This window comes from Paenibacillus sp. J2TS4 (assembly GCF_018403245.1).
In the GTDB taxonomy this organism is placed as follows: domain Bacteria; phylum Bacillota; class Bacilli; order Paenibacillales; family NBRC-103111; genus Paenibacillus_L.
Genome location: NZ_BOSH01000022.1, coordinates 28,197 through 43,908, shown reverse-complemented (window position 1 = coordinate 43,908; position 15,712 = coordinate 28,197). Strand labels below are relative to the sequence as shown.

At 48.7% G+C, this 15,712-nt stretch carries 15 protein-coding genes and 1 other annotated feature; all 15 genes read right to left on the bottom strand.

The window, feature by feature from the left end:
• Window positions 1-27: 27 nt before the first annotated feature.
• The 15 genes from ileS to murA all read right to left on the bottom strand — a co-directional run bounded on the left by ileS (window position 28) and on the right by murA (window position 15,698).
• On the bottom strand, window positions 28-2,787 hold the full coding sequence (gene ileS, locus KJS69_RS27740) for an isoleucine--tRNA ligase (protein ID WP_213587246.1): 2,760 nt from the start codon (window positions 2,785-2,787) through the stop codon (window positions 28-30).
• Between the two features lie 62 nt (window positions 2,788-2,849).
• Window positions 2,850-3,103, bottom strand: a binding site (T-box leader).
• A 61-nt stretch (window positions 3,104-3,164) separates the two neighbouring features.
• Window positions 3,165-3,644 (bottom strand): DivIVA domain-containing protein, encoded by a 480-nt coding sequence (locus KJS69_RS27735; protein WP_213587244.1) that lies wholly within the window; start codon window positions 3,642-3,644, stop codon window positions 3,165-3,167.
• A gap of 92 nt (window positions 3,645-3,736) precedes the next feature.
• Window positions 3,737-4,516, bottom strand: a complete 780-nt coding sequence (locus KJS69_RS27730; RefSeq protein ID WP_213587242.1) for a YlmH family RNA-binding protein — start codon at window positions 4,514-4,516, stop codon at window positions 3,737-3,739.
• 7 nt (window positions 4,517-4,523) lie between these two features.
• Window positions 4,524-4,766 carry a YggT family protein gene (locus tag KJS69_RS27725; RefSeq protein ID WP_213587283.1) on the bottom strand — a complete coding sequence of 81 codons (243 nt, stop codon included), beginning with the start codon at window positions 4,764-4,766 and terminating at the stop codon, window positions 4,524-4,526.
• Window positions 4,767-4,816: 50 nt separating this feature from the next.
• Window positions 4,817-5,251 carry a cell division protein SepF gene (locus tag KJS69_RS27720; protein WP_213587240.1) on the bottom strand — a complete coding sequence of 145 codons (435 nt, stop codon included), beginning with the start codon at window positions 5,249-5,251 and terminating at the stop codon, window positions 4,817-4,819.
• A 23-nt stretch (window positions 5,252-5,274) separates the two neighbouring features.
• Window positions 5,275-5,958 carry a YggS family pyridoxal phosphate-dependent enzyme gene (locus KJS69_RS27715; protein WP_213587239.1) on the bottom strand — a complete coding sequence of 228 codons (684 nt, stop codon included), beginning with the start codon at window positions 5,956-5,958 and terminating at the stop codon, window positions 5,275-5,277.
• Between the two features lie 24 nt (window positions 5,959-5,982).
• Window positions 5,983-6,846 (bottom strand): peptidoglycan editing factor PgeF, encoded by an 864-nt coding sequence (gene pgeF / locus KJS69_RS27710; protein ID WP_213587237.1) that lies wholly within the window; start codon window positions 6,844-6,846, stop codon window positions 5,983-5,985.
• A gap of 117 nt (window positions 6,847-6,963) precedes the next feature.
• Window positions 6,964-7,266 carry a YlmC/YmxH family sporulation protein gene (locus KJS69_RS27705; protein ID WP_213587235.1) on the bottom strand — a complete coding sequence of 101 codons (303 nt, stop codon included), beginning with the start codon at window positions 7,264-7,266 and terminating at the stop codon, window positions 6,964-6,966.
• Window positions 7,267-7,908: 642 nt separating this feature from the next.
• A complete protein-coding gene (sigG, locus tag KJS69_RS27700) occupies window positions 7,909-8,691 on the bottom strand; it encodes an RNA polymerase sporulation sigma factor SigG (protein WP_213587233.1) in 783 nt (260 codons plus the stop codon).
• Window positions 8,692-8,833: 142 nt separating this feature from the next.
• Window positions 8,834-9,556 (bottom strand): RNA polymerase sporulation sigma factor SigE, encoded by a 723-nt coding sequence (sigE, locus tag KJS69_RS27695; RefSeq protein ID WP_213587231.1) that lies wholly within the window; start codon window positions 9,554-9,556, stop codon window positions 8,834-8,836.
• Window positions 9,557-9,586: 30 nt separating this feature from the next.
• A complete protein-coding gene (gene spoIIGA, locus KJS69_RS27690; RefSeq protein WP_213587230.1) occupies window positions 9,587-10,636 on the bottom strand; it encodes a sigma-E processing peptidase SpoIIGA in 1,050 nt (349 codons plus the stop codon).
• A 243-nt stretch (window positions 10,637-10,879) separates the two neighbouring features.
• Window positions 10,880-11,995, bottom strand: coding sequence for a cell division protein FtsZ (gene ftsZ / locus KJS69_RS27685; RefSeq protein ID WP_213587228.1), 1,116 nt, complete (start codon window positions 11,993-11,995; stop codon window positions 10,880-10,882).
• Between the two features lie 124 nt (window positions 11,996-12,119).
• Window positions 12,120-13,352 carry a cell division protein FtsA gene (ftsA, locus tag KJS69_RS27680; RefSeq protein ID WP_213587226.1) on the bottom strand — a complete coding sequence of 411 codons (1,233 nt, stop codon included), beginning with the start codon at window positions 13,350-13,352 and terminating at the stop codon, window positions 12,120-12,122.
• A 181-nt stretch (window positions 13,353-13,533) separates the two neighbouring features.
• Window positions 13,534-14,328 carry a cell division protein FtsQ/DivIB gene (locus KJS69_RS27675; RefSeq protein WP_213587224.1) on the bottom strand — a complete coding sequence of 265 codons (795 nt, stop codon included), beginning with the start codon at window positions 14,326-14,328 and terminating at the stop codon, window positions 13,534-13,536.
• A gap of 89 nt (window positions 14,329-14,417) precedes the next feature.
• Window positions 14,418-15,698 carry a UDP-N-acetylglucosamine 1-carboxyvinyltransferase gene (gene murA / locus KJS69_RS27670; RefSeq protein WP_213587222.1) on the bottom strand — a complete coding sequence of 427 codons (1,281 nt, stop codon included), beginning with the start codon at window positions 15,696-15,698 and terminating at the stop codon, window positions 14,418-14,420.
• Window positions 15,699-15,712: the final 14 nt, after the last annotated feature.

Genomic DNA, 15,712 nt, shown 5'->3' with positions numbered 1-15,712 from the left:
CGTATCTCTCCTTATGCGATGAACGACTTAGAAGTGATTCTCCACCACTTCCGAACAGCGTGGACAAAGAGACGGATGATTCTCGTTGCTCCCTACCTCAGGGGTGACCATCCAGCAGCGCTCGCATTTATCCCCTTCCGCTGGAACTACCCGGACAGCCAGATGACCGAATGAGGCCGCATCTTCCGGAATACGATCAGTGCTGTGAAGCTGAACATCCGATACGATAAACAATTGATCGAGACGGTCGAATTGAGACAGCAGCTTGGCGGTATCCTCGCTTGGATACAGATGCAGGGAAGCTCCCAAAGAATTACCGATCACCTTATTATTTCTCGCCTCTTCCAACGCTTTAAAAACTTCGTCCCGAACTTCCATAAATGCCGACCATTTGGCTTCCAGAGAAGCATCGAATAGCGAAGTATCGGGTTCCGGAATAGCGGACAGCTGAACGCTCTCTTCCTCTGCCCCCGGAATGTGCTTCCATACTTCGTCTGCCGTATGCGGCAAGATAGGGGCGATCAATTTAGTTATTACCGATAATGCTTTATATAATACGGTTTGAGCCGCTCTTCTGCCGCAGTCGTCCGGTGCGCTAACATATAGACGGTCTTTAACAATATCGAGGTAGAACGAGCTCATCTCCACCGCGCAGAAGTGATGCACCGATTGATAAACGATATGAAAATCATATTGATCATAGGCGCGGATGACCTTATCCGTCAGACGGTTTAAGTGAATAAGCGCAAATCGGTCGAGCTCATTCATATCCTCGGCATTCACCTGATCCCGACTCGGATCGAATCCGTCCAAATTCCCCAGAAAGAAACGGAGTGTATTCCGGATTTTACGATACACCTCTGTAATTTGTGAGAGGATGTTATCAGAAATTCGCACGTCTGCCTGATAATCGACAGACGATACCCATAACCTAAGAATATCTGCACCTAGCCGGTCACAGACTTTTTTCGGATCAACGGTGTTCCCGAGCGATTTGGACATTTTTCTCCCTTCACCGTCCAGCGTAAATCCGTGGCTAAGGATTCCTTTATAAGGAGCGTTGCCTTTAACCGCCGTAGAAGTGATCAGGGAAGAGTTGTACCAGCCGCGGTATTGATCCGAGCCTTCCAAGTATAAATCGGCAGGCCATTGAAGCTCGGGCCGGGAATCCAGAACGGCGGCGTGACTGGAGCCGGAATCAAACCACACGTCCATAATGTCCATTTCTTTGCGGAATTCAGCGTGTCCACATTGCGGACAAACGGTGCCTTCCGGCAGCAGCTCTTTCTCACTCTTTTCAAACCAGGCATTGGACCCTTCCTGCTCGAAAATACGGGCGATATATTCGATTGTATTTTCGTTAACCAGAGGGTGATTACAGCTGCGGCAATATACAATCGGAATCGGCACTCCCCATGTTCTCTGACGGGAAATACACCAGTCTCCACGGTCCGCAATCATATTGTGAAGGCGGATCTCTCCCCAATTCGGCGTCCAGCGAATATTTTTAATTTCTTCCAGCATTTGCTCGCGAAATCCGTCAATCGAGGCAAACCATTGCTCGGTCGCGCGATAAATGACCGGCTTCTTCGTCCGCCAGTCATGAGCGTACTGGTGTTGAAGCGAGGCTTGCTTCAGCAAGCTTCCCTTCTCTTTAAGCCGCTCCATAATAGGCTCGTTCGCTTTCTCATAGAACATCCCTTCGTATCCAGGAGCTTCCGCCGTAAATTTCCCTTGATCGTCAATAGGGCAAAGCACCCCGAGTCCGTAGCGCTGGGAAATCTGGAAATCATCCTCTCCATGCCCCGGAGCTGTATGAACGCAGCCGGTACCGGCTTCTAGCGTTACATGCTCTCCAGTCATGACAAGCGATTCCCGATCGTAGAACGGGTGAGAGCAAGTCACGTGCTCCAGATCCGCTCCTTTAAAGGTGCTCATAACTTGGTATTCCGCCCAGCCTATCTCTTTGGCAGCGGACTCCAACAAGCCTTCCGCGAGTACAAATTGATGCTCGCCAACTTGGACAAGCACATAGTCAAATTCAGGATGGACGCTAATTCCAAGGTTAGCCGGCAGCGTCCAGGGAGTTGTCGTCCAGATGACGATTTCCGCCTCAGCGGGCAGCTTGCCTTTGCCATCCCTAACCGGAAAAGCGACATAGATGGAAGGAGAAGTCTTTTCCCGATATTCAATTTCGGCTTCCGCCAGCGCGCTTTCTGAAGAAGGAGACCAGTAGACAGGCCGCAATCCTTTATAGACGTACCCCTTGCGAACCATCTCTCCAAAAACGCGAATTTGCTCGGCCTCATATTCGGGCTGCAGGGTAATATAAGGATGGCTCCAATCCCCACGAACTCCTAATCTCTTAAACTGCGCCCGTTGCTTATCCACCCAGCTCAAAGCGTATTCTTTGCAGGCCTCCCGGAATTCGGCCACCGTCATCTTCTTGCGGTCCGCCTTCCCGCTGTTAGCAATCGCTTGTTCAATCGGCAGCCCATGGGTGTCCCATCCCGGTACATAGGGAGCATCAAATCCCCGAAGCGATTTATAACGGACAATGATATCCTTCAAAATCTTGTTCAAGGCGTGCCCGATATGAATATCCCCGTTAGCATAAGGAGGGCCGTCATGAAGAATAAATTTCGGTTTGCCTTTGGCTTGCTCCTGGACCTTAGTATAAATGTCTATTTCATCCCACCATTGCTGAACCTTCGGTTCCGCCTGCGGCAAATTGCCTCGCATTGGAAAATCAGTTTTGGGTAAATTTAATGTTTTGCCATAATCCATAGTCTTTGCGCACTCCTTAACGTAATTATCTTTACTATTAGAAACAAAAAAACTCTCATCCCCAAAGGGACGAGAGACGCTCGCGGTACCACCCTCCTAAGCTCCACAGAACAATTCAGGAACTCAGACTAAACAGTCTAATCCTGTGGAATGCTCACTCAAGGATGGATAACGGAATCACCCGACGCTCTCTACTTCCAGTTCAAGAGAATACTCCTGGAGGATTTTCCGGCGCTTTACGAACATTAGGCTTCCACCACTCCCTAATTCGCTGAATCCGCTCCTGCGCCGTACTCGTTCCAATCATCGTTTTGAACATTCATTATTTATTATGGAGTATATCGAAATTCCAAAAGGCCGTCAACTTGGATACCGTATTATTGCTCGGTTCCTGTCTTCCCTTCCAGGACGTCCCAGCTGTCGGCGTTAAGCAATTCCAGCTGAGCCTCCAGCAAAGTGCGGAATCTGGTCCGGTACACAGCAGCTTGCTTCTTAAGCTCTTCGATTTCCAAAGCAACTTTCCCCGATTTAACCAAAGATTCATTAATAATCCGATCGGCATTCTTCTGGGCTTCGCGAATAATGAGCTCCGCCTCTTTCTTCGAGTTCGTCTTGACTTCATCCGCCGCTTCCTGTGCGACAATAATCGTTTTGCTGAGAGATTCTTCAATATTGGAGAAGTGATCCAACCTTTCTTGCAAAGCTTGGACCTGCTGGGTCAGCTCCTTGTTATCGCGAATGAGCGATTCATAATCTTTAATGACCTGGTCCAGAAATTCATTCACTTCATCCTCGTCATATCCTCGGAAAGTTCTCTTGAATTCCTTGTTATGTATATCCAAAGGCGTTAATGGCATGGATGCACCTCCACAATATGTACATACGGAAACCTCATTGTACCGTACACTATTCGACAGAACCGGAAGAAATCCTGCATAAAACGAAAAAATTATCGATACTTGCCTATTTTAAGCCGAATTCTTCCTTTTTTGGTCACCCCTTCGATTTCCATCACTCGAAATCGCCCGAAGCCTTGCATAGAAACGACATCTCCCGCTTGCAGCTGTTTGCTGGGGTCCTCTTCGACCTTCCAGTTGACCCGACAGCGGCCGGCTTTAATCGGAACCAGCGCTTTGGCGCGGCTTAACCGGAAAACATCTCCCGCTATTCCGTCCAAACGTAAAGAAGCCACCGTGAAATCCATTTCGTCCAGGACTATTCGGGTGGGTCTCAGTTGACGGACCGGAATAACCTCTGTCTGAACATGGACACGATGAACTTGTTGGAGATGCAGCCGCATATAATCACTGATTTCTTCTGCTACTACACAGTGACAGCCGTTTGCGTGAACATGGATGTCTCCGACCTTGTCCCGCTTGATTCCAAGGCCGAGAATCGCCCCCATGTAGTCCCCGTGCTCCAATTGCTCGGCACCTTTGCCAGCATCCACGGACAGGACAGCCAGCCTGAACTCCTCTTGCTCTACGAACAAGTAATCCGGAGCGATGACCGCCCGTGCACGCTCGGCTCCTTCACTGCCCCCATCCAGGTGAAGAGACGTATGACCCACCCGGTTCACCAGCGTCTGCAGTATATAGGCTTGTCTAGGATCGAGGAAATCGGTCAATCGGGTTTCATGGCGGCTGTCCGCCTTCTGAACCCATTCCCACGCCTTGTCTACGAACGGGTGCTCATCCGGATGAAAATGGTCGAACAATGAATTATTCATCGATCCGCTAGACCATTCCGACAATCATTTCGATGATGGCGATAATCCCCATCCCGACAAATCTGAGCGCAATAAGGGCAATAATCGGAGATAGATCCAGCATTCCGCCGATAGGAGGAATAAACTTGCGGAAAATCGACAGGTAGGGCTCAACCACCTTGCCAAGCAATTCTCCAATGAAGCTCTCTCGCGCGTTAGGAAGCCAGGACAGCAGAACGTATGCGATGATTAAATAGGTGTAGATCGTCATTAGTGTATTAATTAGCCCATAGATATCTGACAAATTCAAACTGTTCACCTCTATTTGTTGTAATCCGCCTCTTCATCCAAAGTATCCTTGATCGACCCTTGAATTTCAACCGTGTCCGGAGTGCATAGAAAAATATTCGAACCGATCTTCGATATCGAACCATTCAGAGCGTAGACCGTACCACTCAAAAAGTCTACAATTCTCATCGCTTGATCCGGCCGAACTCTTTGTAAATTGACGACGACTGGCCGGCGCGAGCGGAGATGATCCGCAATATCCTGAGTTTCATCATAGGAACGAGGCTCGCTCAAGACAACACGCACATTTTTTTGCGAATGAATGCTGACGATATTCCCTTTATTCTTGCGACCGTCGAACGCGTTGGCATCAGATTCCGAAGCAGGCTCGACCACCCGCTCCTTCTCAATAATCTCTTCCTCCTCCTGCAGTCCAATAAAGTTAAGAAATTTGTTCATGACTCCCACCGATAATCCCTCCTTGGTTTGAGCTATTCTTTACCTACCAGGATTGAGCCTAAACGAACCCAAGTCGCTCCCTCTTCCACCGCTACTTCAAAATCATTCGACATCCCCATGGACAAATGATGAATTTCATAGTCCAACAGCGCTCGCTTATTGCATTCATCCCTCAATTGGCGCAAGGCACGGAATATCGGACGGGTCTGTTCCGGCTCGCTCTCATAGGGCGCCATCGTCATTAATCCTGCAATGCGGATATAGGGGAAGTTCCTGACTTGCTCCACAAAAGGGAAAAATTGCTCCGGCTCCAAACCATACTTGCTTTCCTCGCCGGAAATGTTTAATTGAATCAAGCAATGGACGGCCGTTCCCAGAGCCTCCGCCCGCTTATTGATTTCTTTCGCGAGTGACAGCCTGTCCAACGAGTGAATATAGCTAAATTTGCCGATGACGTCCTTCACCTTGTTCGTCTGCAGATGTCCTATAAAGTGCCACTCCACTCGGGAGCCGAGTGCTTCCCATTTGGGCTTAACATCCTGCCACCGATTTTCTCCGATCTTGTTATATCCAAGATCTACGACGTCACGAGCCGTTTCCAAAGACACGTATTTCGTCACGGCTATGATTTCCACGCTGTCTCTGTCCCGCCCGCTTCTCTTGCAAGCTTCGGCAATCCGGGAACGGACCTCCCCGGCCCTTTCCTGCAGATTCATATGGGACTCACCTCTGTTTCTATCTCATCTTAATCCGATCCAAGCGATCATCCTGCCGGTCTGCCCCTGTTCCTTACGATGGGAGAAGAAAGTATCGCACCGGCAGCTGGTACATAACTTAGATATTTCGATACAAGATGGCAAGATTCCTGCTTTTATCATAATTTGTCGGTTGATTTGTTGCAAGTCCAACATAAATTTATCCTGTCCTTGGGGAGTCATAAAGTGATTTTCCTGAACGGCAGCTGTGCCTTCTTCGTTATTATTCAACCAGGGGAGAAGCTCCCGGACCCGCTCAGCGACCCGCTCGTCGACTTCATAGCAGCACGACTGGATAGACGGCCCAATACATGCAAGAATTTGCTCAGGCCGGCTCCCATAGGCCTCCTCCATCCGCTTCACGGTGTTCCAGGCGATCCGGCCGACGGTTCCTTTCCAGCCGGCGTGAGCCAGTCCCGCCGCCTGATTGACGGGATCATAGAAGTATAGAGGGACACAATCCGCGAACAAAGCTGCCATAACTAGGCCCTGTTGATTAGTAATAAACGCATCTTTGCCTTGCAAAGCACTTTGTCTGTCGGCCGTTCCCTTTCCTCTATCTTGATTCGTTACAGCTGCAACGTCAACGCCATGAATTTGTTCCCCATAGGTCCAATCATCCAGTGGAATTCCTACGGCAGCCGCCACTCTATTGCGATTATGTATAACATCCTCCGGCCGATCCGCTACATGCAGTCCGCAATTCAGAGAAGTGAAGCTTCCTCCGCTAACGCCGCCGAGTCGGGACGTAAAGCCGGCCGTCAGTTCCGGGTAACGATCCGACCAAGAGCCGATTTGCCACAGCAGCGGCTTGTCCCGCTCTCCTCCAACCTTCCGAAAAGGCTCCATAACCTTCCTCCTGTCTGGACAAGGAATCTATATATTCATAGTAACACAGGTTTCGTCAGGAACGAAGCCCCGAAGAAATCCTCTCGCATCTTTCTCCAGGGCGTTCGCTCGCTCCGCCTATCTTTCCCTGTAAACAGGCCGATACTCCGCCTGCGGATCTCCTTCTTCCACAGCCCGGTACGATCGGCTTTCATCCAATTTGACCAAGACGACATCCATGCCAATTTTGACGATATTCCTCCATGGGATAACCACATCCGTTCCCCCGCCGAATAACCCGAAAAACTTGCTGCTGTTCGGAACGACGATCGATTCGATTCTTCCCTGCCGGAGATCGAGCTCCAGATCGCTAATGACCCCCAGCTTTTTACCGTCCACAATGTTGATGACATCTTTGGATTGAAAGTCAGATATTTTCACGTTGGCATCACCACGATCCCTATAGTTTTATGGTCTGGATTGAAACTCCCCTAGCCATTAACTATATATGTGGCACTAAAGAGAGCTATCATTCCGTTCCGAAGGAAAATGCCTCCGAAGCTTCAAACATCATACTCCTTCCCCAAAAAGTGAAAATAAGCTTCGTAGTGATTTTCCATCCGCACCCTGACAGGGTCGGCGACTAAACCATCCTCTAATGCGGTCTATCGTCCTGTTCTTGCTTCGATAGAGGTTTATACATTACTTTGCGGGGACTCCGATCAAACCAGTAGGCCCCTTTTACATAGATGGACCTTCGGATGGTTGGAATACAAAGCCAAAACTCGCCCTGGAAGCATCTTTCTTTCTCCTCTTCATGAGCTATGGATCTTTAGCGCCGAGTATATAGAAGATTTTCCAACAAGTCCTCTTTCGCCTAGTTGCACTCTTATAAATATATGTACTTTATAGGGAAAATGTCCTGTTTGCTGCAAAATAACGGGAAAGCCAGTCCAATTGTCGATTCATCGGACTAAAACAGCCCCACAAATACATTACTTTGCGGGGAGCCCCGGAACTTATAATTAATATTTAAAAAAGCCGGCCTTCGTGAAAAGGCCAGCTTGGTATTAAACAAACGCGTCAAGTTTTGACATGCTTTTGCATTTGCGATATCGCGGATTTTTCCAGCCGGGATACTTGTGCCTGGGATATGCCGATTTCTTCGGCTACCTCCATCTGGGTTTTGCCATCATAAAATCTCATGGACAAAATCATTTTTTCCCGGTCGTTTAATTTCCGCATTCCTTCCCGCAGAGCAATTCCTTCGATCCAGGAAACGTCCTTGTTACGATCATCGCTAATTTGATCCATAACATAGATCGGGTCGCCGCCGTCCTGATAGATCGGCTCGAACAAGGAAACCGGATCCTGGATCGCATCCAGAGCAAAGACCACATCCTCCTTAGGCACGTTCAATGCTTCCGATATTTCGTAGATCGTCGGTTCCCGCGAATTCATGTTTGTTAAATTATCGCGAACCTGCAATGCTTTATAAGCGATATCCCGGAGCGAACGCGACACCCGGATGGGGTTGTTATCCCGAAGATAGCGTCTGATCTCGCCGATGATCATCGGAACAGCATAAGTGGAAAATTTGACATTCTGGCTCAAATCGAAATTATCGATGGCTTTCATAAGTCCGATGCATCCTACTTGAAACAGATCATCCACAAATTCCCCGCGATTGTTAAATCTTTGAATGACGCTTAACACTAATCTTAAATTGCCGTTGACCAATTTTTCTCTGGCAGAATGATCATGATCGGTTTGCAGTTGGACAAACAGCCCCCGCATCTCCGTATTTGTAAGCACAGGAAGTTTGGACGTATCTACACCACAGATTTCGACTTTGTTTCGTGTCACCGTGTTTACCTCCCAAGGAGCAGCATTAATGTTAATTATCTCCTCGAGATGATTTTTTATGCGCGTATGAAGGACCCGCATAATGGGCATGGCCCTCTTTCGCAGCAAACCAAAAACGGCCCAACGGAGCCGTTTATAAGCATTAAACCATTTTATTAAATTCTTTGCGCAGTCGTTTGATAATTCGTTTTTCCAAGCGGGAAATATAGGACTGGGAAATGCCCAGCAGATCGGCCACATCTTTTTGTGTTTTTTCCTCTCCATCCTGCAGACCGAAACGCAGCTCCATGATAACCCTTTCCCTTTCGGATAATTTGTCCAACGCTTTATGTAGCAGCTTGCGATCCACCTGCTCCTCAATATTGCGGTAAATAGTATCGTTCTCCGTGCCCAGCACGTCAGATAAAAGCAGCTCGTTCCCATCCCAATCGATATTTAACGGTTCGTCGAACGAGACCTCGGTGCGGATCTTGCTGTTGCGGCGAAGATACATCAATATTTCATTTTCAATACATCGGGATGCGTAGGTGGCCAGCTTGATTTTTTTCTCCGGGTCGAAGGTGTTGACCGCTTTGATTAATCCGATGGCTCCAATGGAGACCAGGTCTTCAATATTTATTCCGGTGTTTTCAAACTTCCTTGCAATGTAGACGACAAGACGCAGGTTGCGTTCAATCAGCATCGCCCGAATAGCGGCATCGCCTGTCGAAAGCTTCTGCAGCAGAAATTCTTCCTCTTCCCGGGTTAACGGTGGGGGCAGAGCTTCACTGCCGCCAATGTAATAAATTTCATCGCCTTTCAAACCGATCATGAGCAGCAGCCGATAATAATAAAGTTGCAGCGTCAGCTTCCATTTGTAAAGCATTGAGCTCATCCTCCTCCATCACTCGCTTCCTTAATCCATCGGCAGATTTAACGGCTTCTTAGTATCCGCTTGCGTCGCCAAGTTCCCATTCGTCCTATTCACGGTTGGGCTGCCATATTCCCGGCTTGCCCGCTCCTGTTCCCCGGTTCGCCTGCCCTCTTCCTCGGCTGCGATAAGATCGGGATGGATTATTGCCTCATATGATCCGTCTGCGCTAAGCTTGCCCGCGTCCAAGCCAATCAGTACTTTTCTTGTGGCCAAATTTGTATCGTGATAGCCGACCGACACCTCATCCGGTTTAATGGCCAGCATAAATTGCGTCGCATTGTTTATTCCACGGTAAGGAACCAACCTTAGACGATCCTGCCACTCAAATTCATCCTCTCGCATCGTTGACACGATTTGATCAACCTCGAAGCTGCGAATCTGCCGAATCCAGCTCTCCGGCAGACGGTCTCCCCATAAGGAGGCTTCCACTACCATAACCGGGGTTTTGGTCAGCGGTTCGTACAACCGGTTTCCCGTATCGATCAGCCCTTTGCAGGTAATCGTAAAATCGTCGATTGTGATGATAACCTCCGCAAGGAATGAAGTCAGCTCCTCATTCTTCTTGGCGCTGCGGAAAATCCGCAAATAGAAGAAGAGAATGAAGGCCGCACTCAGACCGACCAGCCATAAACGGATTTGAAAAGGGAACATGATACCGCCCGACTGAGTCAGCATAATCCCGTTCATGACGTCCAATGAAGAGAGGAAGAAATAATGCAACCCATAGATTCCTCCGGCTGCGACGAAATTGACGACGTAGAACGTCCCCAGGTTCCGAACGAGCGGGATTAGACCGCGGTAGGGGAAAGCGGTAACCATCATCGATACGGAAAAAAAAAGCTTGGCCACAAACGTATAAAGCACGGAAAGTTCGGGGATCAGCATAAAGACGGTATAAGAAGCTCCGATGGCGGCCGATGCGGCCACCCGAAGCCACCGGATTTCCAGCTTTCGTGTCCAAGCTGTCGTCAGGAGCAGAGCCCCGTCAATAATAAAATTGAATAGGAAAATAAGATCCAGATAAACTACCACTCTCCTATCCTCCTACCTTGTTGCGACGGATGACCTCAGTATAAAGCTTTCCTTTTCCAAAGTCTGTCTAACTGTGATGCTCAATCGACTGTTTTTTTGTCGAAGTTAGAAAAGTATATGCGAAAAATGCGGGGAAATAACCCAAGCCAAATAAAAAATCATCGCACAAAAGACAAAATGGTTACATGCAAATAAAGCCTCTACAGTTTCCGAAGAAACCATAGAGGCTTTATATCAAGGTTATTAATCCATATTGTTCTTGCCGCGGTTGCGCAAAAAAGTCGGGATATCGAGATGGTCGCTGCTAGGCTGACTGCCAAAAGGACGAATATTCGGCGTCCTCGGTTCCGCCGCAGGCTCCGATTGTCCCAGTTGTCCCGGTTGTTTACGCTGAGAACTAGGCGGCTTCGTTTCGAAGCCCGTCGCAATAACGGTTACTTTAATTTCTTCTTTATAATTCTCATCAATAATGGCTCCAAAGATAACGTTCACTTCGGGATCGGAAGCAGCAAACACAATCTCGGCAGCTTCGTTGACTTCATACAAGCTAAGATTGGAGCCGCCTGTAATGTTCATGATTACTCCGCGGGCACCCTCAATCGACGTTTCGAGCAACGGACTCATAATCGCTTTCTTAGCGGCTTCCGCAGCCCGGTTCTCGCCTGTCCCCATGCCGATTCCCATTAAGGCGGAGCCTCTCTCGGTCATGATCGTCTTAACGTCGGCAAAATCCAGATTGATTAGGCCTGGTACCATAATCAAGTCTGAAATCCCTTGTACCCCTTGACGGAGAACATTGTCCGCTTCACGGAATGCCTCGATCATCGGAGTCTTCTTGTCTACCATTTCAAGCAATCGATCGTTAGGAATAACGATCAGTGTGTCTACTTTTTCCTTCAATGCTGTAATTCCAAGCTCGGCCTGAGCCTGGCGTTTGCGTCCTTCGAACGTAAACGGGCGAGTCACTACGCCTACCGTCAGCGCACCGCATTCCTTGGCGATCTCGGCAATGACCGGAGCCGCCCCGGTTCCCGTTCCCCCACCCATTCCTGCGGTGACGAATACGAGATCGGCGCCTTTTAATACTTGGGTAATCGCTTCACGCGACTCTTCCGCCGCTTTCTTTCCTACTTCCGGATTCGCTCCCGCTCCCAAGCCTCGGGTCAATTTTTCCCCAATCTTAAGCTTAGATTCGGATTTAGCCAGATTTAGCGCCTGCGCATCCGTATTAACGGTTATAAATTCAACTCCTTGAATTCCGTTTTCTATCATTCGATTGACAGCATTGCTTCCTCCGCCGCCAACTCCGATTACTTTAATAGTGGCCATTTGATCCAATTCCAAATCAAATTCAAACATAGCGATTATTATCCTCCTCACCCATACTGTTGATCACTCGGATAGAGCATGACTTAAGTTGCTGTGATCTTCCAGAGGTAGTTCATTAAAGGCGTTAAATAAACAAATTTGTTATGGTGAACCTCTAGATTAGTTCACTTAACCAGTTTTTAAATCTTTCAAACCAACCCGATTGTTTGGACTGGGCTTTCTTGGCAACTGTTTTCTTAGGAGCTGCCGCACTTCGGGTACGAAACGATTTAGTGAGGAATATAATAATGCCGACGCCGCTAGTGTAGGATGGATCGCGCACGCCAATATAATCGGGTGCGGCAATTCTTACCGATGTGGCCAACTCCTCCTGGGCTACCGACAACATTCCCGGCATCGACATCGTTCCGCCGGTGAGCACAAATCCGCCGAGAGGATCGCTGTAACCCATGCGAGCCGCTTCGGCGCGAATCAACTGGATCATTTCCCGGACTCTTGGCTCAATAATATTGGCAAGATCGACTTGCGAAAATTCCTTCTCCACATTGCTGCCGATTCTCGGCACCTTGAATACCTGATCGGAAGCCGAATCGGCGACCGAGGCACAGGAGAACTTGAGTTTGATCTTCTCCGCATTCTCCAGTTGAGTGTGGAGTCCGATGGAAATATCATTCGATATGAATTCCCCACCGATAGGAAGCGTGGAAGTGACAGCCAGCGTACCGTTCTCAAAAACGGAAATAGTGGTTGCTCCTGCTCCAATATCAGCCAGCACCGTCCCTATCATCTTCTCATCCTTGGAGAGCGTCATCGTTCCTGCTCCCAAGGACATTAATACCAAATCGGCGACCTGAAGTCCAGCTTTCTCCACGACACGCCGCAGATTATGTATAGCGGTTTTGGCACCGGTTATGATGGTTGCTTCCACTTCCAGGCGTACACCGATCATTCCCCGGGGGTCCTGAATGCCCTCCAGCCCGTCGACCAAATACTGCTGCGGAACTACTCCGACAATCTCCCTTTCAGGAGGCAGTGCGATCACTCTGGCTGCCTGGAGCACACGCTCGATGTCTTCCTCGCCGATCTCCCGGTCTTCATTGCTTACGGCTACGACACCATGGCTCGTTTGTAAACCGATATGATTGCCGGAAATACCGACATATACCTCAGATATTTGGATGCCAACCATGCGCTCCGCATGGTCAACGGCATTGCGTATCGATTGTACCGTTTGATCAATATCAACGATAGCTCCCTTGCGAATGCCTTCGGATTCCGAGGAGCCTACTCCAATGATGTTGATCGAGCCATTCGCTACTTCCCCGATGATGACTCGAACCTTGGAAGTACCAATGTCCAAACTGACTATGACGTCATTGTTGCTCAATCCTAGGCACCTCCTGTTGCTTGTCCGTATTGCAGTCTATTTCGATCTCTGTACATATTCAACATGGTTCTTATATTCCCTCTTTTTTTAGCGTTTTTTTATATAGTAAATAATTCCTATTGTCACAGAAATACCATAATAACAATTTTATCATTATTGAATAGTAAAGAGTAGTCTATTTTTATCTTTTTTTCGCTTCTCCCTGTTTGCCGGAATCTTTGGAAATATCCTTTTTACTATCGATTTCGAAAGGAATCCCCCGATCCTGCTCCATCAGAATCAGCTCTCCGGAATGGATGTTCTGCTCCTTCCATTCGGCGATCATAACGTCCAGATATTGAAGCTTTTCCTGCAAAAATTCTATCCGGGTAGAGACTTCATATTGAGACTTGGTATAGATCCTTATTTTATCCTCATAGGCAGCGGATGGGTCCGGAACGATTTCCGAAATATCGGCGAGCATGGGATCCGCAATATCCGCCAATATGGAGCACAGCTTGGCTTTCATCGGATTGTCATCCATCCAGCCGGTCATGATGGGCTTATCGAGCGGAATGGATTCATCTTTAGCAGGGTGAGAACTGCCATCTGCCAGCAGCACTTCCCTCTCTCCAGCCGCATTTATTTGAAAGGCAACCCGTTTATGCTCCTGCACGGTAATCGTAACCTGACCGGGAAAGCGCTTTGTAATCTGAACCGATTCAATCATTCTCAATTCCCCTATGCTGTCCGCTGATTTACGAGCATCTATCAGGAAGAAGCTGTCACCGACCCGGATATTCGAGGCTTGTCCAATTTGTTCGGAATCTACCATTTCGTTTCCGGTAATCTCGATAACTGTTATTTTACTGATAGAAGATTGAAAAAAAAGGATGGCAAGCACCGTCAGAAAAAAAACAACCAGCAGCAGAATGACCTTGCGGCTTCCTTTTTTACTAGGTCTCTCGGGCTTGATTGCTGGAACTTTAACCTGCATTGACAAACTAACACCTTCCTGGTTCTCCGGCTACTAAACGTCCCTAATCCCTTCCTCTGCAGGAAGGGACTCGGAACAGCCTTTATTTGTCAAGACAAAATCGACTTGCGAGGAACGGCGGAATATCGGCTTATTCGGGCCCCTAACTGACCCAGCATCAGCTCTATTCTATCATACCCTCTATCAATATGATGCACCTGCTCGACCACCGTCGTGCCATGAGCTGCCAACCCCGCTATAACAAGGGCGGCCCCCGCTCTCAGGTCGGTCGATTCGACAGTGGCTCCATACAGCCGGGGAACGCCGCGAATAAAGGCGGAATTCAAATCCGTGCTAATATCGGCTCCCATTCGAGACAATTCATCGACATGCTTGAACCTTCCATCGAATATAGTTTCTTTAATTATACTGATGCCTTCGGCCAAGGAGAGCAGCACCATCATCTGGGGTTGCAGGTCGGTGGGAAACCCTGGATGGGGTGCCGTCACCACGCGTTCGACTGCCTTTGGCCTAGTATGGCAAGTTACGTTTATTATATCATCGTCCGATGTCACTTGGATACCTGCCCGCTTAAGTGCATGAATGACCGATGTCAAGTGAGCGGGGTTAACGTTTTCCATCGTAACATTCCCTTTGGTTGCGGCCGTCGCCATCATGATCGTTCCCGTCACGATTCGATCCGGAATGACACGGTAAGATGCGGCCTTGAGCTCCGGCACCCCTTCGATAGTGATCGTATCGGTTCCGGCACCAATCATTTTGGCCCCCATGCGAATCAAATAATTCTGCAAATCGACAATTTCCGGCTCCCTGGCCGCATTGTAAATCGTCGTAATTCCTTCTGCCATAGAGGCTGCCATCATAATATTCTCCGTAGCTCCAACACTGGGCAAATCGAGCACAATGTCCGCCCCTTTTAATCGTTTGGCCCAGCAAACGATCGTATGGCCCGACTCCTCCACGACCGCTCCCAGAGCTTGCAGTCCCTGAAGATGGAGATTGATTTTCCGTTCGCCGATGGCACAGCCCCCCGGCTGATAAATCTGAACCTTGCCGAACCTTGCCAGCAAGGGCCCCATAAGAAAAACAGACGATCTCATTTGACTCATCAATTCTTCCGGGATATGAGAAGAATGAACGGGCGACGTATCTACGGTCACTCTGTCGCCCTTAAGCTCCGCCCTACAACCCAGGGCGCGTAAAATGTCCAGCATAACATGGATATCCAACAGATCAGGTACGTTCTCAATGGTATGTGTTCCTTCTGCCATGATGCTTGCGGCAAGAACGGGCAATGCTGCGTTTTTCGCGCCGTGAATTCGTATGGTTCCCGAGAGAGGTTTCCCGCCTTCGATCACCAACTTTTCCAATGTTTCACCTCCGA

Bases quoted from the DNA above. Each gene is read 5' to 3' on its own strand.
- ileS (WP_213587246.1), bottom strand. From the start codon at position 2,787: ATGGATTATGGCAAAACATTAAATTTACCCAAAACTGATTTTCCAATG.
- KJS69_RS27735 (WP_213587244.1), bottom strand. From the start codon at position 3,644: ATGCCATTAACGCCTTTGGATATACATAACAAGGAATTCAAGAGAACT.
- KJS69_RS27730 (WP_213587242.1), bottom strand. From the start codon at position 4,516: ATGAATAATTCATTGTTCGACCATTTTCATCCGGATGAGCACCCGTTC.
- KJS69_RS27725 (WP_213587283.1), bottom strand. From the start codon at position 4,766: ATGACGATCTACACCTATTTAATCATCGCATACGTTCTGCTGTCCTGG.
- KJS69_RS27715 (WP_213587239.1), bottom strand. From the start codon at position 5,958: ATGAATCTGCAGGAAAGGGCCGGGGAGGTCCGTTCCCGGATTGCCGAA.
- pgeF (WP_213587237.1), bottom strand. From the start codon at position 6,846: ATGGAGCCTTTTCGGAAGGTTGGAGGAGAGCGGGACAAGCCGCTGCTG.
- sigE (WP_213587231.1), bottom strand. From the start codon at position 9,556: ATGCTTTACAAATGGAAGCTGACGCTGCAACTTTATTATTATCGGCTG.
- ftsZ (WP_213587228.1), bottom strand. From the start codon at position 11,995: ATGTTTGAATTTGATTTGGAATTGGATCAAATGGCCACTATTAAAGTA.
- KJS69_RS27675 (WP_213587224.1), bottom strand. From the start codon at position 14,328: ATGCAGGTTAAAGTTCCAGCAATCAAGCCCGAGAGACCTAGTAAAAAA.